Annotated in this window: 17 protein-coding genes; 8 read left to right on the top strand and 9 right to left on the bottom strand. The window is 48.7% G+C overall.

What is annotated here, in order from left to right; translation table 11 throughout:
* Positions 1-76 precede the first annotated feature (76 nt).
* The gene (locus FJ444_RS13980; RefSeq protein WP_140959140.1) at positions 77-832 is read left to right on the top strand and encodes an SDR family NAD(P)-dependent oxidoreductase; all 756 of its coding nucleotides are present in this window, start codon (positions 77-79) and stop codon (positions 830-832) included.
* Between the two features lie 173 nt (positions 833-1,005).
* Here FJ444_RS13980 and FJ444_RS13975 read toward each other — a convergent pair whose 3' ends face one another.
* Genes FJ444_RS13975 through FJ444_RS13965 form a run of 3 tightly spaced genes read right to left on the bottom strand, consistent with a single transcriptional unit; the run spans position 1,006 to position 3,310 of the window.
* Entirely contained in the window at positions 1,006-2,073 is a 1,068-nt protein-coding gene (locus FJ444_RS13975) for a phosphotransferase family protein (RefSeq protein ID WP_140959138.1), read from the bottom strand.
* A gap of 9 nt (positions 2,074-2,082) precedes the next feature.
* Positions 2,083-2,847 carry an SDR family NAD(P)-dependent oxidoreductase gene (locus tag FJ444_RS13970; protein WP_140959136.1) on the bottom strand — a complete coding sequence of 255 codons (765 nt, stop codon included), beginning with the start codon at positions 2,845-2,847 and terminating at the stop codon, positions 2,083-2,085.
* A 10-nt stretch (positions 2,848-2,857) separates the two neighbouring features.
* Positions 2,858-3,310, bottom strand: a complete 453-nt coding sequence (locus FJ444_RS13965) for a MaoC/PaaZ C-terminal domain-containing protein (RefSeq protein ID WP_140959134.1) — start codon at positions 3,308-3,310, stop codon at positions 2,858-2,860.
* Positions 3,311-3,420: 110 nt separating this feature from the next.
* Between FJ444_RS13965 and FJ444_RS13960 the strand changes: the two genes are divergently transcribed.
* The 5 genes from FJ444_RS13960 to FJ444_RS13940 are packed head-to-tail and all read left to right on the top strand — an operon-like array spanning position 3,421 to position 8,830.
* On the top strand, positions 3,421-4,212 hold the full coding sequence (locus FJ444_RS13960) for an SDR family NAD(P)-dependent oxidoreductase (RefSeq protein ID WP_140959132.1): 792 nt from the start codon (positions 3,421-3,423) through the stop codon (positions 4,210-4,212).
* Entirely contained in the window at positions 4,209-5,006 is a 798-nt protein-coding gene (gene surE / locus FJ444_RS13955) for a 5'/3'-nucleotidase SurE (RefSeq protein ID WP_140959130.1), read from the top strand. The genes FJ444_RS13960 and surE overlap by 4 nt, the downstream gene beginning before the upstream one ends.
* Positions 4,999-6,930 carry an AMP-binding protein gene (locus tag FJ444_RS13950; protein WP_140959128.1) on the top strand — a complete coding sequence of 644 codons (1,932 nt, stop codon included), beginning with the start codon at positions 4,999-5,001 and terminating at the stop codon, positions 6,928-6,930. Before surE ends, FJ444_RS13950 begins: the two co-directional genes overlap by 8 nt.
* A 17-nt stretch (positions 6,931-6,947) precedes the next feature.
* On the top strand, positions 6,948-8,387 hold the full coding sequence (locus tag FJ444_RS13945; RefSeq protein ID WP_181405166.1) for an aldehyde dehydrogenase family protein: 1,440 nt from the start codon (positions 6,948-6,950) through the stop codon (positions 8,385-8,387).
* Complete coding sequence (locus tag FJ444_RS13940) at positions 8,384-8,830, top strand: PaaI family thioesterase (RefSeq protein WP_255439181.1); 447 nt, start codon at positions 8,384-8,386, stop codon at positions 8,828-8,830. The genes FJ444_RS13945 and FJ444_RS13940 overlap by 4 nt, the downstream gene beginning before the upstream one ends.
* A 94-nt stretch (positions 8,831-8,924) precedes the next feature.
* Here the strand turns inward: FJ444_RS13940 and FJ444_RS13935 are convergent, their stop codons facing one another.
* The 6 genes from FJ444_RS13935 to FJ444_RS13910 all read right to left on the bottom strand — a co-directional run bounded on the left by FJ444_RS13935 (position 8,925) and on the right by FJ444_RS13910 (position 14,764).
* A complete protein-coding gene (locus tag FJ444_RS13935; RefSeq protein ID WP_140959124.1) occupies positions 8,925-10,211 on the bottom strand; it encodes a TRAP transporter large permease in 1,287 nt (428 codons plus the stop codon).
* Positions 10,212-10,214: 3 nt separating this feature from the next.
* Entirely contained in the window at positions 10,215-10,715 is a 501-nt protein-coding gene (locus tag FJ444_RS13930; RefSeq protein ID WP_140959122.1) for a TRAP transporter small permease, read from the bottom strand.
* Positions 10,716-10,718: 3 nt separating this feature from the next.
* Positions 10,719-11,732, bottom strand: coding sequence for a TRAP transporter substrate-binding protein (locus tag FJ444_RS13925; RefSeq protein WP_140959120.1), 1,014 nt, complete (start codon positions 11,730-11,732; stop codon positions 10,719-10,721).
* Between the two features lie 140 nt (positions 11,733-11,872).
* Entirely contained in the window at positions 11,873-12,475 is a 603-nt protein-coding gene (locus FJ444_RS13920) for a PIN domain-containing protein (protein WP_140959118.1), read from the bottom strand.
* Entirely contained in the window at positions 12,476-12,928 is a 453-nt protein-coding gene (locus FJ444_RS13915) for a helix-turn-helix domain-containing protein (protein ID WP_140959116.1), read from the bottom strand. It lies immediately after the preceding gene.
* Positions 12,929-13,381: 453 nt separating this feature from the next.
* A complete protein-coding gene (locus FJ444_RS13910) occupies positions 13,382-14,764 on the bottom strand; it encodes an amidohydrolase family protein (RefSeq protein WP_140959114.1) in 1,383 nt (460 codons plus the stop codon).
* Between the two features lie 310 nt (positions 14,765-15,074).
* Between FJ444_RS13910 and FJ444_RS13905 the strand changes: the two genes are divergently transcribed.
* Together FJ444_RS13905 and FJ444_RS13900 are read left to right on the top strand one after the other, a co-directional pair.
* The gene (locus FJ444_RS13905) at positions 15,075-16,685 is read left to right on the top strand and encodes a hypothetical protein (protein ID WP_140959112.1); all 1,611 of its coding nucleotides are present in this window, start codon (positions 15,075-15,077) and stop codon (positions 16,683-16,685) included.
* A 236-nt stretch (positions 16,686-16,921) separates the two neighbouring features.
* A complete protein-coding gene (locus FJ444_RS13900) occupies positions 16,922-20,299 on the top strand; it encodes a hypothetical protein (RefSeq protein ID WP_140959110.1) in 3,378 nt (1,125 codons plus the stop codon).
* The last annotated feature ends 112 nt before the right edge of the window (positions 20,300-20,411 follow it).

The following is a 20,411-nucleotide window of genomic DNA, read 5'->3' as shown; positions in this document are numbered from 1 at the left end:
GTGTTTTTCAAACAATTGTTAGGGCTTACACTCATCCTGAATTAACCATGTGGGTTTACTAACAGAGGCAGAACAGATGAACAAGATTGCATTAATTACCGGTGGAAGTCGGGGTTTGGGCAGAGCGGGCGCGTTGGCACTGGCAGCAGAAGGTTGCGACATAGTGATCACGTATCACAGTAATGAACAGGCGGCCAATTCACTGGTGAACGAAGTCGAGTGGGCAGGCCAACGGGCGCTGGCTCTGCAACTGGATACGGCTGATATGGATAGCTTTGCGCCATTTGTTGCAAACTTAACGCATCAGCTAACCAATAAATTCGGTCGAAGTACCATCGACTACCTGGTGAATAATGCTGGTGTGGGCATTAACGCGCTGTTTGCAGATACTACATTGGAACAAGTGGATACCTTATTAAACATGCATGTGAAAGGGCCGTATTTTTTGAGCCAATCATTGTTGCCGGTGATTGCTAATGGCGGTGCAATCTTAAATGTGTCATCGGGGCTAAGTCGTTTTTGTTTTCCGGGCTACAGCGCTTATGGCATGGCAAAGGGGGCGGTAGAGGTGATGACCCGTTACATGGCGAAAGAACTTGGCCCGAGAAAGATTCGGGTAAATACATTAGCCCCGGGTGCCATAGAAACCGATTTTCGAGGCGGTGAAGTCAGGGACAATCATGGGCTTAATCAGGCCATTGCTTCGCAAACTGCGTTAGGAAGGGTTGGATTGCCTGATGATATCGGCGGCGCTATCGCCATACTGTTAAGTGATAAGAGTTACTGGATTAATGGCCAGCGGGTTGAAGCATCGGGCGGTATGATGTTGTGATTATCACTCTGTCTTTCAGTATTGCCGAATCATTCACTTTGCTGAGCTACTGAAAGCTTTCTTTCTGTCACTCTGTAAACACAAATCATCGCCATCCCTTAAACGCAATTCACCGTCATCCCTGAAACGCGCAGCGTTGTCAGGGATGACGGTTAGTGGTGTTTCAGGACATATTAACTCACCAACCGTGCCGCAGTAGTGGCCAGTAATGCGGCTCGTGCGCCTACTGTGAGGGCGTTGGCAGAGCTGGCGTTACCCTGAATGGCTCTGGCGTACACGCCTTGTAAAATGGCAGCCAGCCGGAACATGGAAAACGCCACATAGAAGGGCCACTGTTCAATGTTGTCACGACCTGTGCCATTGCAGTATCGTTGGATAAACTCTGCTTCACTGGGAATACCGCGCTTTTCAAGGTCTATACCCACTAACCCCTTTGTGCCGGTGTCGTCTTGCGGCAGGTGGTAAGGAATACAGCAATAGGCCAGATCGGCCAGTGGATGCCCTAAGGTGGATAGCTCCCAATCCAGCACGGCAGCCACATCTTTGCTGTCGCGGTTAAACAACAGATTGCCAATGCGAAAGTCACCGTGTACTAAGCACGTAGTGGTATCGGCCGGGATGTTGTCGGGCAGATAGGCCATTAAATACTGCATGGCTCTGGCACCTTCGCCGCCGCCTGCTGGTGGCTCACAAGACTGGCGGTATTGTTCGCTCCAGCGCTTAATTTGGCGCGCGTAATAATCACCGCCTCTTGCATAATCTTCGAGGCCAACACTGGCAATATCGACATTGTGCAGAGCGGCCAGTGTGTCAGCCATACTGGCATATATGTGATGTGTGTCAGACGCTGACAACCCATCACATGCCGGATGTTCAATCAGCAAACCCGGCACATAGTCCATCACATAGAACTCGGTACCAATAATGCTTGGATCGTCGCAGTAGCAAATCATGACTGGTACCGGCACAGGCGTATCAGCAAGCGCTGACATTACCCGGTATTCCCGGTTAATCTGGTGGGCTGATGGCAACAGCTTTCCTGCTGGCTTTTTACGTAGCACCCACTGGTGATCGTCGGCAATGACTTTGAAGGTCGGGTTGGATTGCCCGCCCTGAAATTGCTGAATCGAAAAGCGAGCAAACGGCTTATTCAGCGTCGTTTGCAAATAGGCTTTCAGTGCCGACTCGTCAAACGCATGGGCAGCGAGCACATCAACTAAGGTGGCTTCATGAGCACTCATAATGCCTCCTTAACAAATAGTCGTGCCGCCATCGGCGACTAAATACTGGCCCGTCATGTAGGCCGAGGCGTCTGTAGCCAAAAACTGCGCGACGCCCGCGATGTCGATAGGTTGACCGAGCCGGCGAAGTGGCGTTTGGTTTTCTACAATGGCCTTGCGTTTTGGGTCGTCTACCAGCGCTTTGGCAAATTCAGTGACTACCACGCCTGGTGCAATGGCGTTAACTCGAATACCTTTTGGTCCCCACTCAACAGCCAGGTTGCGGGTAAGGGCGGCTTCGGCCGCTTTTGACATACCGTAGCAGCCGATTTTGTCGTTGCCTTTAATGGCTGCGATACTCGACAGTAAAATCACCGAACCGCCGCCGGCTTCAGCCATGCCGGGTAAAACCATGTTGCACAGCCAGAAGGTGCTTTTTACATTGGTATCCATGATTTTGTCCCAGGCTTCGTCAGTTAGTTCTGACAGCGGCCCGTATACGGGATTGGTTGCAGCATTACATACCAGCACATCAATCTTTCCCCAGGTGGCACGGGTGGTATCTACCAGATCCTGCAACTGCGCTTTGTCGCCAATATGACAAGGCTTGGCAATCGCCTCAAAACCTTTTTCGCGTAGCTCGTTAGCCACAGCTTCGCAGACTTCCGCCTTACGGCTGGAAATTACAACCTTAGCACCGGCAGCGGCATAGGTTTCGGCAATACTCAGACCAATACCTTTAGTCGAACCGGTGATCAGCGCCACCTTATCTTTCAGAGAAAACAAATCTTGCATAACAGCCTCCTTATGGAATTAACAACGCCAGTGTGCGGGCAACCACAGCGGGCTTATCGTGATCCCGTATTTGCAACTCGGCATCTACGGTTATTTGGATACCTTTGGGTTTGTGCAAAACCTCAACAAGGGTAAATGACGCGCGAATATCGGCATTCGCTGGTACGGGTGTAATAAAGCGGCAGCGGTCGAGACCGTAATTGATTTTGCTGGTCATGCCATCTATCGAATACACCTGTTGAGCAAGGTGCGGTAGAAGCGCCAACAGTAAGTAGCCGTGGGCAATAGGGGCATCAAAGCCAGAGGCTCTGGCTGCGCCTGCATTCAGGTGAATGCCCTGAAAGTCCAGTGTGGTATCGGCAAAGACATTCACCTGTTGCTGACTAAGGCTAAACCAGGGGCTAACACCCAGTGCCTTTCCTACGTGTTTATCGAGTGCGTCGACAGATTCAAAATTCATCATCTATTTTTTCTTGCGGTATTCAGTTTCGTATAGCAGAATAAACAAATCATTTACATTGTGCAATCATGCATTTTTCAAAATTTTAAATATTGAGAACGGAGCGATGTGCCATGGGAAGATTTACCAACAAGGTGGCTGTGATCTCCGGAGCGGCCAGCGGCATTGGCGCTGCCACGGCGTTGCGCCTGGCAGAAGAAGAGGTAGCCGGGCTGGTGTTACTGGATCGCAACGAGGAAAATTTAAAAACCGTTGCCCAGGGGTTAAGCCACAAAACCAAAGTTCTCGCGAGCGTGGTGGATATTGCCGACGAAGCCCAGTTGACTCAGGCGATCAACGAAGCGCATACCACATTTGGCCGCTTTGATGTGCTGTGCAATAACGCGGGTGTGGTCAGCAGCCGAAAGCTTGCCGATGAACAGGATATTGCGGAATGGCAGCGCGTGATGGCAGTCAACGTGTATGGCTGCGTTAAACTTACCTCGCTGGTGGCTGCCATTATGGCCGGTCAGGCCGAGGGCGGAGCGATTGTGAATACTGCTTCGGTTGCCGGGATCCGCTCTGGGGCGGGTGGCAATGCTTACAGTGCCTCGAAAGCGGCCGTTATTAATTTTACCCAAACCGCCGCCTGCGATTTAGCCAGCAAAGGCATTCGCGTTAATGCCGTGTGTCCGGGTTTAATTGAAACCGGCATGACCAGCCCCTTCTTTGAGTTAGCCAGAGAAAAAGGCATAGAACATCGGCTTGGCGAACGCTGTGAATTAAAACGCGCGGGGCAGCCTGCGGAAGTTGCTGCGGCGATTGCCTTTCTGGCCAGTAGCGATGCCAGCTACATTACCGGGCAAGCGTTACCCGTGGATGGCGGCAACACCGCCTCGCTGAATTTGCCGGGCATGAAAGTATGAGCCAGCCGCTTTTACAACGCATTCTGATCACTAATGACGATGGCATTGATGCCGAGGGCATCACGCATTTACAGATATTAGCCGGTGAACTGGCAAGCGAAGTGTATGTGGTCGCCCCCAATCAGGATTGCTCCGGGCAGGCCCAGTCGTTGTCGTTGCACACACCGCTGCGTGTTACCGATCATGGTGATCGCCGGTTTAGTGTAAACGGCACCCCCGCTGATTGCGTATTACTGGGACTATACAGCTTACTGCCGGGCCCGGTGGACGTGGTGTTAAGCGGCATCAATCGCGGCGCTAACGTGGGCGATGCCGTGGGGTTTTCAGGTACTCTTGGCGCTGCCAAAGTGGCTGCACAATTTGGCGTGCCGGCAATTGGACTGAGTCAGGCCTTTAAACGCGCCGACCAGATCTACTGGAGCACCGCAAAAACCTATGCGGCGAGCATTATCCGTGAACTACTGGCCGTAAAGTGGCAAAAAGCCCCGTGTGTGAACATTAACTTTCCGGCAATTCCCCCTCAGCAAGTGCAAGTTGTGAGTTGGTGCGAGGGCAGCGAAGGCAGCATAAAGCGGGTGGCTACTGATTGTCGTCGCGACCCGCGAAACCGAGCTTATTACTGGCTTGAGTTTGAACACGATTATCGGCCTATCACAGCTGAAACGTCTGACATTGGCACACTGCGCAAACACCACATTGCCGTGCATTGCCTGAATCAACCAAATCCCTACCCGGCTGGCACCCGCGTTGTACCAGCATTTAATACCAAGAATACAGAGACGCCCTATGACTGATTTACCGCCTTTCAAAGAAAACCTATGGGCAGCGCCCAGTGTGAATGTGCAGCGGTGCGACGATGGTTCACTGCTGGTGGATTGCGATCGCGAACCGCAGCGCAGTTATCACAATGTGATTGAGATGCTACAGCGCACGGTTGCCAAGTACCCACAGCGCCATTTTATGGCGGAAAAGCGGGCTGATCGATTTGGCGAGCAAGCAAGCCGTGCAGCTCGCCAAAAAGAAACAGACTGGACTTTCGTCACCTACGAAGCCATCGACAAGCAAACTGACGCGCTGGCTCAATGGTTTCTGGATAATACCCAGCCTCAAGCCAACGTGATGATCTTGTCGCACAACACATTGGAACATGCCGCGGTAAACCTTGCTGGTATGAAAGCGCGCTGTCCCATTGCGCCTATCTCGCCTAATTATTCGCTGTTGTCGAAAGACTTCAATAAGCTGAAAGCGATTTTTGCCAAGCTTGAGCCCCAGGTCATATTTGTACAAAACATCAGTCAATACGGCAGGGCGCTAAAAGCATTGCCTTTGGAACATTGTGTGGTGCTGTACGCCGAAGGTGAAGTGCCTGCGGGTATCAATGCGATTGCGTTTGCCGATGCGGTCAGAACGGCTGTGACGTCTCAGGTCACCGACGCCATTCAGGCTATACAAGGCGACGATATCGCGAAAATCCTGTTTACCTCGGGTTCAACCGGCGAACCCAAAGGCGTAGTGAATACCCATACGAATCTGTGCTTCACACAGGCATCACTGCTTACCGTGATAGACGTTGATGAGGAAAATAACCCGCCGATCCTGCTCGACTGGATGCCCTGGCACCACACTTACGGCGGGAATCAGAATGTACATCGGGTAATCAAAAGCGGTGGTACGCTGTATATCGACGATGGTAAGCCACTTCCGGGTATGTTCGAGAAAACCCTCAACAACATTAAAACCGTACCGCTGAATTGTTACACCACCGTGCCGGCTGTATATGCTTTATTGGTGGATGCGATGGAGCGCGACGATGCTCTGCGGGAAGCGTTTTTCCGCCATATGGACTGGTGCAGCTACGGCGGCTCGGATATGCCACAGGAAACCTTTGATCACTTCCAGCAACTGGCTATCCGCGAAACCGGCAAACGCATCAGTATGATCACCGCACTGGGCGCAACCGAGAGTGCCGCGGTAACTACGATTGTGCACTGGCCGACCACCAAAATGGGCAGCATTGGTTTACCTATCCCCGGCACGAAGTTGAAGTTAATGCCCAAAGACGACAAATACGAACTGTGCGTAAAAGGCCCACAAATTACACCCGGGTATTATCAGGCCGATGCCCTGAACAAACAGGTGTTCGACAGCGAAGGCTTCTTTCACACCGGAGACGCAGTGCGCTGGCTCGATCCTGAACAGCCGGAAAAAGGGTTGCAGTTTGCCGGCAGGGTAAGTGAAGACTTCAAACTGCTTAACGGCACCTGGGTACATACCAGCATGCTGCGCATCGATTTACAAAGCGTGTTAGCCCCACTGGTGTTTGATGTGGTGATCACTGGTCAGGACAAACCCTATTTGGGGCTGTTGATTTGGCTAAACGAAGATGTCGTGAAACGGGTATTTGGCATGCCGGATGCGACCTCCGAAGAACTGGCAGCGCACCCTCGCGTGATCGCTCGAATTCGCCAGTCGCTATATGAACACAATATACAACACAGCGGCGCGTCCACCCGCATTGAGCGCGCCCGTATTCTGACAACGCCGCCCAGCATGGATACCGGTGAGATGTCAGATAAACGCTCTATTAATCAACGAAAAGTACAGGTATTGCGCGCCAACGACGTCGCGGCTTTGTATGCAGACGAACCAGATGATAGCGTATTGTCTGATCTGCGCAGCCCGCAATCGCAGTCCGCCGTTTCACCTGTCGTGAATTAAGCCAATCAGGAATCACAATGCAAGCGAACACCACTGAATTTTACATTAACGGGGAATGGGTAAAGCCCAGCACCTCGCATACGCGAAAGCTGATTAACCCTGCCACAGAAGCTGTTAGCGGCGAAGTGGCAATGGGTGAAAGTGCCGATGTTGATGCCGCCATTGCAGCGGCAAAAGCGGCGTTTCCGTCCTGGTCGGTTAGCCCGGTTGAAGACCGCATTGCGTTGCTGGAACGCATTATTAACTGCTATAAAAAACGCTACGCCGATATTGTGCAGGCGATTACGCTGGAAATGGGCGCGCCCGTGTCGCTGAGCCAAAGTGCTCAGGCGGCGATGGGCATCGGGCATTTCTCTGCCACGCTGGAAATACTGAAGTCCTTCGAGTTTAGTCATCAGCAGGGCACAACCGAAATCCGCAAAGAGCCCATTGGCGTGGTGGGTTTAATTACCCCCTGGAACTGGCCAATGAATCAGGTGGTGTGCAAAGTCGCACCGGCATTGGCTGCGGGTTGTACCATTGTGCTTAAACCCAGTCAGGATGCCAGCCTGAGTGCGGCTATTCTGGCAGAGGTACTGCACGAGGCGGGTGTGCCCGCTGGTGTATTTAATCTGGTGCAAGGCTCAGGCTCCAAAATTGGTGACTACATGAGTCGCCACCCCGATATCGACATGATTTCTTTTACCGGCTCTACTCAGGCCGGCGCTGAAGTCAGTAAAGCCGCCGCTGATACTGTGAAGCGCGTTGCGCTGGAGCTTGGCGGTAAATCTGCCAACATTATTTTGGATGACGCCGACATGACCAAAGCGGTGACTAACGGCATTAAAGCGGTGTTCGCCAATTCCGGGCAAACCTGCACGGCCCCAACGCGTATGCTGGTACCCAATAGCAAAATGGCCGAAGTTGTTGCCATTGCTAAGGCCGTGGGCGAAGCGTCGCAACATGCAGTAGGCGACCCGACTAACGACAAAACCGGCATTGGACCAGTGGCACATCAACGTCAGTTTGAAAAGATTCAGGCCATGATTGCCCAAGGCATTGAAGAAGGCGCAACCTTGTTATGTGGTGGCACCGGTAAACCGGAGGGCCTGATCCAGGGCTTCTACGTAAAACCGACGATATTCACCGATGTAACCAACGACATGACCATTGCCAGAGAAGAAATCTTTGGACCGGTTTTGGTGATCATTGGTTACCGGGATGATTCTGACGCGGTAGCCATAGCCAACGACAGTCCTTATGGCCTGAGCGGTTATGTGTCGGGTGCCGATACAGACAGAGTACGTCGTGTCGCCAGTCAGATGCGTACCGGTATGGTGCATTTGAATGGCGCCCAGCCCGATTTACACGCCCCGTTTGGCGGCTACAAACAGTCGGGTAATGGCCGGGAATGGGGCGAGCACGGCTTGCAGGACTTCCTGGAGATTAAATCGGTACTGGGTTGGTACAAGTCATGACAGGCAGCGCTGGAGTAAAGCTGCCAGACATGGCCTACGAACTTATGCAAACCGGCTATCATGCGATGCTGAATTATCAGCATCGCGATTGGGGCAAAGGGTTTTCTACCGTTACCCTGCAAATTGAGCCCAAACACCTGAACTTAGCCGGCGTGTTACACGGTGGTGTGCTGTCGGGCTTACTCGATATTGTGTGCGCGCAGTCCGGGATTTACTTTCCGGACGAGCAGGTGATTCGCCGCTCGGTCACCTTGTCACTTACGACTACCTTTACCGGCCAGTGCTGCGAAGGGCTGATCACGGCTAGCGGTAAAGTAAGAGCACAGGGCCGACGCATTTACAGCGCGTCAGGTGAAGTGAAAGACGCTCAAGGTAACTTGTTGGCTTTTGGCGAAGGGACGTTTCGCTACCGTAGTCAGGATCCGATACCGGCAAATAAGTAACCGAGCTTAGGTCGTAGAGTAATTAGAAAAACAAAAGCCGGGGGATGTAACAACATCCCCCGGCTTTTTTGTACTTTGTGAATAATCGATGTGGCTACGTCATGCTCGGCAACCACAGTGCCAGTGACGGAAAGATCAGGGTAAGGATTAACACAATGATAAGCGCGGTAATAGGCATAAGCGCGCCCTTCATTACCGTGCTAAGCGGCATATTACCAATGTGCGATACCACATAAAGCACGCCACCCATAGGCGGTGTAATGAGCGCCAGGTTCACGTTAATCAGCAGCATTACCGCAATCCAGATGTTATCCCAGTCCATGTGCGCAATTACTGGTACCAGCAATGGAATAACCAGATACATCAGTGCCAGCACTTCCAGAAACATACCCAGCACAAACAACACCAGGTTAATAATAATCAGTAGCGCCATGGGCGAGATATCCATGCTGATTATAGCGCTTAGCACTTCCTGCGGCATGCGCCCGAAAATCACGCTGTGGCCCAGAATCGCCCCACCAATAATGATCATAGTTACTATGGCTGACGTTACCGCGGCGGCGATAAGTTGCTCCCAAAGGGATTTAAGGGTAAGCGTGCGATATACCACAAAGCCAATCACCATGCAGTACACCACGGCAACGGCTGCCGCTTCTGACGCGGTGAAAATACCCAGATAAATGCCGCCCAGAATGATCACCGGGGCCATGATCCCCCAGAAGGCTTCTTTTACGGCGTGGCGTTTCTTTTGCGACGGCTTCTGAACCGGGGAGGTGTGTTCAGCATGTCCGGTGAATACCATAAACAGCGAATACAGCACAATCAGCAGCATGCCCGGGATCACGCCCGCCATAAACAGTTTGCTAATCGATTCATCGGTGAGGTAACCGTACACAATCATTACAATACTGGGCGGGATCATGCTGCCCAGTGTGCCGCCCGCGGTGATCGCAGCAGCAATTTTAGTCTCTCCATAACCTGCTTTACGCAGTTCCGGAATAGCAATCAACCCCATAGTTGATGACGACACAAAGCTCGACCCGGTCATAGCAGAAAACACGCCGCTGCTGCCGATGGTGGCAACACCTAAACCGCCGCGTAACCGCCATAAAAACACTTCAGCGGCACTGAACAACCGCTTTCCCATACCGGTAGCGGAAATAAGCTGGGCAGCCAGAATAAATAGCGGGATCGCAACCAGAATGTCAGAGTCGATAGCCGAGTAAGCTTTGTCTACGGCGATGTCGGTGGCCGTGTCCGGGCCCACGTAGGCACTCAATAATAGAATAGCTAAAAAGCCCAGCCCGAATGCAACGGGAAAGCCGCTCAGCAGTACCAGCATGAAAACCACGATACCCAGTAAAATCATTAACGTATCCATAAGTTAGTGGCTCCCCTGGGCAATGTTGTCGATGGTGTGACTCAAAAACTGCAGGCTCAGCAAGACACCGCTAATGGGCACCAGGCTGGCTGGCAGCCATAACGGCGTTTGCATTAAACCGGTACTGGTATCGCCTAGCGCGTACATGGCCATGGCCATATCGGTGCCTTTCACCACAAACATCAGTGAATAACACAAACCCACTGCGTTGGTGGTAATGGTGAGTCGGCGGCGCTTAGCCGGTGACAACTTATCGACAAAATAGGTAATGGCGAAGTGACTGTTCATTTGCAGCGCATACGCAGCGGCCAAAAAGCCAACGGCCATCATTAAGTAAACCGAGAACTCCTGAATCCAACTGCTGGACACGCCAGTGGTGTAACGCACTATAACTTCGTAACTCACCACCAGAGCGAGCACTAATAAACAGAACGCGGCCAGCCATGCGCCGGCTTTGCATAGGGCATCAATGGTGTATTGAAACGAATAACGATGAAGCTGCATGGGTTACTCCTGAGACGGGGCTGGTTGGGGCAAGTTAAGTTCGAGCAGGCGCTGGGCCTGAGGGCCATTGCGCTGCGCCCACTCCTGCCAAACCTGCTGGCTGGCTTGTTGTATTAGTGAGCGTGTGCCAGCGGGCAGGGCCGATACCTTGCCACCGTTCTCGCTGATCACCTGCTTAAAGTGCGCCTCCATGGCCGCTGACGCGCCAAGGGAGTAGGCTTTTTGCTTCTCGCCTTCTTCCAGCATGATCTGTTGAATGTCTTCAGGCAGCGAATTCCACACGTCCAGATTTACCGTCATCAGCACAGTAGGGAAGCTCATATCGGTTAAAGTAACAAACGGAGCGACTTCGTGATTGCGCTGAAAATACCCGGTAACAACGGCGTTCAGCATGGCATCGGCTACACCGCGTTTCAGCGCCATGTATTGTTCACTTTGAGGAATTGAGGTATCGGGCGCGGCTTCTAATTTATGCAGTAAGTCGGTCACCATCGGGCTGGTGGCCAGCACGCGTAGGTTCTTAATATCGGCAATGCCATCAATACCGCCCTGGGCACTGAATACCTGCACACCGCCACTAAATGCCGGGTAAACAAGTTGCAGGTTTTTCTCCTGCATGGCTTGCTGAATAATTGCCAACGACTCACCGGCATAGGCATTGGCGGCCTGTTCCATGGTGTCGTAGGCAAATGGCAGATACACGCCTTGCAACAACGGCACGGTAGCCATTAAACGAGGCTGCAATATGACGCCCATAGCAATGAGCCCACGCGCTACGGCACGGTGCATATCTTTAGGGCCATACAGCTGCCCACCCGGATATTCAATGATCTGAATGCGACCCGCCGCCCGTTCGTTCACTGCTTCAATCCACGCATTGCGCGACTGCGACAGGTAATGTTTAGGCGGCCCCCAGGACGCCAGACGCAACACGCGGGGCGACTCAGCCTGAGCAAATGTAGGGATAAGCAATAAGCTTATGCAGAGTCCAATAACACAGTGAGTAAATCTATTCATTTCGACACTAAGTTTCGCATTGTGAAATTAATGTTTCATGTTATTCTTTTGTCGTAGCAAAAGTCAACGAAAAGTAACAAGTGATTTACAATGGTTTGAGGAGTGGGTGGGTGAGGCGAAGTTGGTCAATAGCTTGCACATCACCACGTAGGCAGCATATAGCTATAGGTGTATTGCAGCAAAAGCGTGAGCTTTTTTAATCGGGATGTAAAGTTACGTAGATTTTGCTTTTGCAGGACATCCAGGTAGCTGTGCGCATCCATCGGTGGATTTTTTAATGAGCGCCTGTGATTTTGAGCTGCAAATAAAACAGCTGCGGTATCGAGTTCCAGCATGTCACATAAAAACATGTCGGGGTGAATGGCAACAACTCCCAGCGGCGATAACACATCATTGGGAAAATCCTTTAGGTTGAATGTAATGATCCCTTCTGCTTGTCCTTTCACTGCTGCCGCTAATACGTGTCGGTCTTTAGGATCGGGGAGATGGAGAGATTCAACAAAGGGTTCAAATCCTTCAATTAAGCAGTCTGGCATATGTGCATTAATTAATGCGCGTGTTCTGGATAATTTTTCGAAAGACAGATCCGGTCGATTCTTAAGTAGGTTGTTTATCCACTCATCGTGAATTTTGTTGGTGAATCTGGCTCTGAATAGCCCGGTCTGAGCCAGATATAACAACAAGCTCCTCAAGGGAGCAGGGTACATTACACATGCATCAAGGATTACAGTGTAATGTGCCATTCAATACCCTAACCCTAACTCCTGATCGAGTGCAGATAATTCATTCAACGCAGCCAGACGCTTGGCATCAAGATTTTGTTTGTAAGTCATGACATCGCTAAACGCGACTTTACGCCTGTTACCCGTTCTTGAATAAGGGAGTTCACCGGAGTCTAACAGTTTGATAAACGTTGGACGTGACATGTTTAGCAAATCTGCAGCTTCCTGTGTGGTTAATTCGGCATGAATGGGGGTAATTTTCACACTGTTACCCTGACCTAATTGGGTCAGTACCTCAACCATCAGCGCCAGTGCGCTGGTTGGGAGTTTAACGTGATGAACTTCGCCATTTTTACTCACCACGTTTATCTCCTGCACACCGCCTTTACTCTCGAGTAACGCAGTGAGAGTTTGGCTGGATAACTTTGCCAGGGCTATCTCTTGCTCATCTGGTAGTGTTTGCACACGTGTCATTTTCGCACCTCGGATTTAATCGTATTTCGAATGTCCTGTTCGTTTATAACACCACGCATTATCCGAAATATTCGAAATAAGTCAATTTTTCGAAATATTCGAAAGTAGTATAAGGCACTGAATGAGAAGCGTAAGGCACTGAATGAGTAGTAACAGGATGCCTGAAAATAGTCCGCAATAAAGCTGTACTAAGTGAGTGAATTTCGTCAGGAGGCGTGATTTTCAGAAGCTGGCAGTTAATGCAACTATACTCTGGCCGAAACCCCTAGCGCTGGCGAAAGATATTATTGTTATCGGTAAGGTCACCCTGACTGCTATTGCGGTATTGTTCCGTGGCGGACACCGTCTTAATAGCCTTTGAATTACCACTGGCCCGGCATCGGTAACGATGGGGCCAGTCGATTTAAAACTTTAACAGCATAGTTAAGAAACTTTCCGTAAACCTAACCGCTACTACTTCCCAAAATTCAGCAGCAGCGCTTCATCTACAATGCCGTTGTGTTTAAAGATCACGCCGTCTTTCATTACCATGTCTACGTTCCGTACCAGGTTCATGTATTTCAGTACGTCACCGCGGACGGCGATAACATCGGCTACTTTACCTGGGGTGACTGAGCCGTAGCGGTCCTGCACGCCCATCATTACTGCAGGCCAGTACGTAGCTGCGCGAATGGTGTCCATAGCATCAAATCCCATGTCATGTACCCATACCGCCATTTCCTGCCAGGTCGACTGGCAATGAAATTTCATTGGGATCCCGGAGTCGGTGCCCACTAACATCATGACGCCGGTTTCTTTTAACTGATTAATCTTATTGCGAATGGTAGGGGTTCGAAGCGGCGTAAGCTGCATGTAATTAAGGTGGCCCGGCTTGGCAATAGATTGCTTGATGTCGGCAATGGTGTCGTCTTTTAACCCGCGCTTCCAGCAGGCATCGTCGAGGGCTTCCGGGTTTTTCACCAGATCAGGGTAGGTAAATAACCCTTCCATGGTGGGTGTCCAGAACAGTAACCCATCAAATATGCCCGTTGCGGTGCGCTCAACCAGGGTATCCAATACATCCTGAGGATAGCCCGGCGCAGTGGTCAACCCGGTATGCTCAAAGTTGTCGATACCAATTTCCACCCCAACGCGAATTTCATCAGGCTTGTGGGCATGGGCAACCACTTTCATTTTCAGGCGGTGAGCCTCGTCTACAATGGCCTGGGCTACAGGGCGGGGCATGTCGTCGTGGTCGATAAGTTTTACAATTTCCATTCCCGCATCGTGCAGGCGTTTAACTGCCGCTTTGGCTTCACGCTCTGATGTAACCTCCCAGCGGTAATGCTTTTGCCAGTCGTCCACTTTGGCTTGCAGGAATGGGCCAGAGGTATACAAAGTCGGCCCGGGAATTTCGCCCTTGGCGAGCTTTTGTTTTATCGCCACGGAGTCTTCAAGCGGTGCGCCTAAATCGCGCACGCTGGTAATACCCGCAAGCAGTAACTGCACGAGTGAGGCTGGCATGATTTCGTCAACCTGACGGTCGCGATAGGCCTTTTGCCAGTGGGTATAGTTGGCGTGGCCGGTTAGCATTATGTGAGCATGGCTTTCCCACAAACCGGGCAGTACATCGTGGCCCTCTGTAGACACAACCCGATAGCCAGCAGGTACGGGTAACGAGTCTACCGTGCCTACCTGTTCAATGATGCCATCTTTAACCAGGATCACGCTGTTGTGTAGAGGTTGTTCGGCAGTGCCGTCGATGAGTCGCCCGCCCACCAGGGCGATATTTTCAGCCTGTAACGGCATGCCGGTCAGTAAGCCGGTTAACAAAGTGAGTGTCGTTAGTAACCGCATTATTGTTCCTTTTTTTGGTTATCCCGATTTACGTTATGCTCACCGATTGAACAAATCAATGTTTTCTTTTGGCAGCAGAACCATGCTGGTGGCTCATATGTTTGGACAGAACATGACCCAGAACAACAGAGATTGGGAGATGCAGAAAAAGCGTCAGCCAACGTTAACGTTCAACTGGTGCTTGTTTGCATAGAGAATTCAAATAGGGTTTACTGGACTTTAAGCTTGCGGAATGTATGTCCTGTGAAATAGTCACATCAATTTAAAAAGTTATGTAGTATTTGGACGATTCACACAGAAGGAAAGTTGAATGAGGTATTTGTCAATTCGATTATTAGGCTTCATTGTAAGCCTTTGTCTTAGTTGTTTGGCTCAAGCCAGCGACAAAATATGGACACCGTATCAGCAGAACTCCCTTTGTTTGCTATCCGAAAACTTTTTTGAACAGTCTGGGACTGTTGCAATGGCACTTCCTTATCATTCAGATGGCGCTATGATTTTGGCTTGGCACATCTATGGAAAGCAATTTGTCAGTAATATTCACTATCTGGATTTTGAAAAATTCTCTGATTGTTTTAATGGCGAAAAAAGCTGTGGATTGCCAACAAATTTAAATATTGCACAAGAGCTTAAAGCTAAAAGACGAGTTTTTACACCTGACACAGAAACGTTTAGATATTTTCAGAGTCCGCCGCCAAAGAGCGCCATTCGATTTGCCATGAGTGAGATTGGAGATTGCTTTGGTGATGTTGCTGAAAATATTTCATTTGAAGATGCTGGCATAGCGCAATTAACACTGCCGATGGAAATTTGTACTCTTGCAGGAGATACACTTCGATGGGGTAAACGGAGTCGGGTTAAAGGACCCGATATAACTGATGAGCAACTCAAAATGTACCAGGATTGGGGGCAGAATGTTTATAACTTAACTAATAATAGGAAGTATAGCCCTAATCCACGTCCAGAAGTTTGTGAGTTGGTGCCAGCAGAATTGGTGACTAGTTTTAAGAATTACTACGACTCACAAGGCTATGCACTTAAAGAAACAGATGCATACAAACGCGAGCAGCAAAAAATTGCAAACGAAGCTGCTGAAAAGGCCGCAAGATATGAAGCTCGCGAATTTGCCAGAATACGCGAAAGTCGTCGTGAAACTCTGCTGGCGCGAAATGAAAAAGAACGTTTCGGTAGCTTAGATGGTTGCCAGATTGCTTATAGTTATGTAATCAATGGAATCAATCGTTCCAAATATAGCTGGATTGAAGGGCATATTCCTGAAGACGCTATTTCGTGGGCCGTTAAGGCGGAAAATGCAGTCCAAAATGCCCAGGCGTGTCCGCTCATGCCAGAGGCGCTAAGTCGTTGGGTTGAGGCGCAGGATACCAAGTTGTTCGAGGCTTATGGGGCTGATATCGAATTTCGCGAGAGCAAACCCATTACTATGGGTGATGATGAACTGCAGCGCTTTGCACAGCAGTGGATGTGGCGAAATTTCACGTTTTCGGAAGCGAATTACAGTGAAGGTTCAAACTGTCTTGCAATAGTATGGTTTGCGCAAAATGGCGCTTGGGAATGGGCTAAGATGACTCAGGCTCAACAGGATTTTTATGTATTGGCACGTAAATTCAAGGAATGGAATGCGCCGGGAAAGTATCTCTGTACGGTTTTGCCACCGGAAAGTTTAGAAGTGTCTCGTAATGCCTGGCAGAGTTTCCATAATCGCAAGATGCGTGAACAAGCACGACAAGAAGCTGAATGGTCAGAGGCGAATATCAGAAAGGCCGCTCGTCGGTCAGAAATCGATTCTTATTACGATGAGCTTTTTAACTGGAAGCCGCCATATCAAAAGCAAACCACATTACGATGCTACGACGTTGAAAATACAAAGTATGGCACCCGACAACATTGTTTTAATAACTAAAGGAGCTTAGGACGAGCGCACGGAAGTTATCTGCGTAAACTTGTTAGAGAATATTGGTTTACTTTGAGGGCATTGATTTTCTGGCGAAAGATTTATTTGGCGTATAATCAGCTGTCGTCTTTTTATACGAGTCACCCTAATTTCTGTTTGAAAAATGCACATGTCTATTTGTCACTTGATGTCTTCTTGTGTAATCATGGTGATTAAATTGTGAGCAGGGATGCGGATTCATACAGATGCCAAAAGTCTTTTATATTTGGAAGATATCAGCTTTTTTAATTGTTGCGTTTTTAACTCTAAGCGGCTGTGGGGGCGATTCATCGTCTGCAACGCCTTCGCCAGCACCTCTAATAAATCAGGCACCGACGGTCAGTATTGATTCACACGGTGAGTACCAATCTGGGCAAGCTGTAGTAATAAGTGCGACAGCTTCAGATGCTGATGGAACTGTAACTGCCTTTCTTTGGGTTCAAAGCAGCGGCCCGACAATAGAGCTGAACAGCGATAGTGGAAGTACTGTTGAGTTTATTGCACCGGACGTTAGCCAGTCTAGTGCAGTTTCACTTCAGGTGTCGGTAACTGACAATGATGGCGCAACTGCTATCGCGTCGACAGACGTTGTAATAATTCCGGTTCCTAATATTCCACCAGATATTACTGCCCCCACAGCGATTGAGGTAACAGCTGAAGAAATTGTAACGTTTGACGTATCTGCAACAGATGATGGCCAAATTGTATCTGTTTTGTGGGAGCAGTTGAGCGGCCCCGCCGTGTCTCTCACTAATGCTGAAGTATTGACTGCGTCTTTTGTAGCACCAACTGTTGAAGAGTCAACGGTGCTTACATTTAGGTTAACGGTTACAGATGACAAAGCAGCAACCGATAGTGTCGAAATTAACGTTACAGTGAGGCCAAGAACAGTTGTTGATATCAAAGTAATTATTCCTGATGACATTAAAAATGACGTTGTATTGGTGACATCAGGTTACTGGGGAGACTTAGCGCTTGATGAAAATTCTCAGACATCGGTATCTGCAAAAGACTCTGCTGCGCCAACTCTTGTTTTAGCTCTAACGGCCAGTGATGATGTCAGGTTAATGGGTTTTGCCAAAGATAATCAATTAGAAAATATTACCCTATCTGGAATAACTACATTAGAATCATTGTTTTACATGGTCTCGGATTTGCGGGAATATATTGAATCCGCAAATAATTTTGATACTGAACTGGCAACATTACCTGAAGTAGTAGCTGCAGCAGATTTTATCAATACCAATTCAACATGGTCCATTGATTCCAACAATGAATCAGAACAAATCATCGCCGGTGCAATCGACGCTGCGATGGAGTACATGAATGCTAATCCAATCGATAGCGATACTGCAGAAAAGCTAAAGCTGTCGTATGAGAAATCTGTCAGTGCTTTTAACAATGACAAGAAACATGCGGATTCTTTTTTTATTGGAGATGGCCGCGGCAGTATTAGTAGTGGAATTCTGCCAACGTATGTGGCCGAGCAGTTTAACTCTCGCTTGTCATTGTATCCAGCAACGTCAGGGCAAGGGTTTTCATTCTCGTTTAGTAACGAAAACTGGGGTAAAACTCTGATTGGCTTGGTAACCAATGACCCGAATCGGGAGGAGGAAATCAACCTCAACGACAAGAATGTAATAGTTGCTAATTCTCGAGGTTTCTTAAGCAGGTCGGGGGATTTTACCTTTACCGAGAGTTCACCATTTGAACCGCTAGGACCGAACAATGACAGATATGGTTTGTATTTATATGGCTTTAGTATTGGTGACTATGAGAATCGCCCAACTAAAGGACTCTCTGCTCAAGCATACAAAGTCGCGTTAGCTCAATCGCTAGTGTTGGATTATGCGGCTCCGATACTTAGGGTGGCCACGCCATATTTTGATTGCTTTAGATCGCTATACGAGACAACAATCAGCGGACCAAGCGGTCCGAAACTTGTACTTTCCCAATTTGCATTGGATTTAGCAGTAGATGAATTAGATAATCCTCTTTTACAACAAGCGTTTACTAGAGCCTATATTGATGAACTTGCAATTGAATTTGCGCCTAAGTTTTATGAAAGAACGCTCATAAGTAACGCGATAGAAAACCTTTCATGTATTCCGGATGATTTCGGAAATGTCAGCAGATTTCGAAGGTTTTTAAGTAAATTTGGTAAGGTTATTGGTAAGTTTTCCAAAATACTCGACCTTACAAAGTTGGGAATTGGTCTTGGAAAAGTTTCTGCTGAGCACAGTGTAGGTAAATCGGTTCAGTTTTTTCCAATAAATAATGAGCATAACCGCACCATCTCTATTTCACCAATTGGTACTTATACAGGAATCGAACCCGAGCAGGCAGCATACCTTACGGATTCAGAGTTGACGCAATTTACCAGTGACATCGCATTCAAGTATTCTGGTGATTGTATTGCAGAAGACAGTGATAATTTGCCGTCGACAGCTTGTCACGGATTAGTTTACAACAGTGATCCGCCATATGTAGTTGATTTCACTGTGTCGTGTGAAAATAAAATCACCACTGATCCGCAGGTTCCCGAATATTGTGGCTATGCTGAAGTCACTCATCATCATATTAATGATGAGATACCAACAGAACCAACATTGGTCACTGAATTTAGTAATCGAACTATTGAGGGGGACCTTAAGTTTAGCCTTTCATTTGATACTGATGGCGAGCACCAGGGATTTATTGATGTATTTGATTCAGAGGGCGGTACATCTAATAGACATCATTTCGCGCTACAAATAAAACGTACACAGCCATGGGTTGTAGTGACCAACACAGGTAACAGTTTTGAGTTGGATGGAAGCATTAGTAATGAAACATTGATAATTTCAAAGCCTCAAGAGTTTTCGTTCAATGGTTCTCAGTACAAACTTTTTATTCGCCTTGCGAATTTAGGCCATGCCTCGTCAACTTACACTTTGTCTATTGATGGTTCGACCCGCGTAGAAATTGGGCCTTATACTAATTATCTTGAGCCTCTTAGTGCAGTAGAATCTGGGCAGACTTCAAGTACGACTACAATTGAGCTTCGCGTCTCTGAAGGATTTCAAACTTTAGAAAATAACGTTAGGTTAATAGTGAGTGGCAACTTGAGTACTGCTAATGCTATTTTGCCAAACCAACAAACCTATTCCACAATAGAGATTCCGATTCAATTACCGCCACAAGTACTGACCTACGATTCCCAACTTACGACTACCATCACCAGCAAGTCCGTTGGTGATTCTGATTGTGATTTTGATGATGAGCCTGTAGGTAAAGTTGAATCGATAACAGCCGTATTGATACTTGATGAAGGCAGGGGGCAGGCAACGTTGCAATTAGATATCGAAGGGGATGGCGATATTGTTGATATATCTGGCGATTACGACAAATCGACTGGCTCTATATCCCTAACGAATAAATTTAGTGACGGATCTGACAGTTTTAATTTGTTGGTTACAGAACAAATACAAGACAGTATAAAAGTTATTGGTACTGCAAAAACCGTTGATCAAGTTAACAACGGCGGGACTTGTTCCGTAGATTATGATGTCGTTGTTGAAGGAGTTTTGCGTTCTGGAGACTGATTTTATTCACAATGACACTAATCCAACTAGTGGAGCGAAGAAAAAGCCAGTTACTTTAGAGTTACTGGCTTTGTATGGACCAAATCATGCTAACCGCTAACACTACCGTGCG

Origin of the sequence: Aestuariibacter sp. GS-14, from assembly GCF_006494365.1 — a bacterium.
GTDB lineage: Bacteria > Pseudomonadota > Gammaproteobacteria > Enterobacterales > Alteromonadaceae > Alteromonas > Alteromonas mangrovi.
The sequence above is the reverse complement of the archived record's forward strand: the minus strand, read 5'-3'. Positions and strand labels throughout refer to the sequence as shown.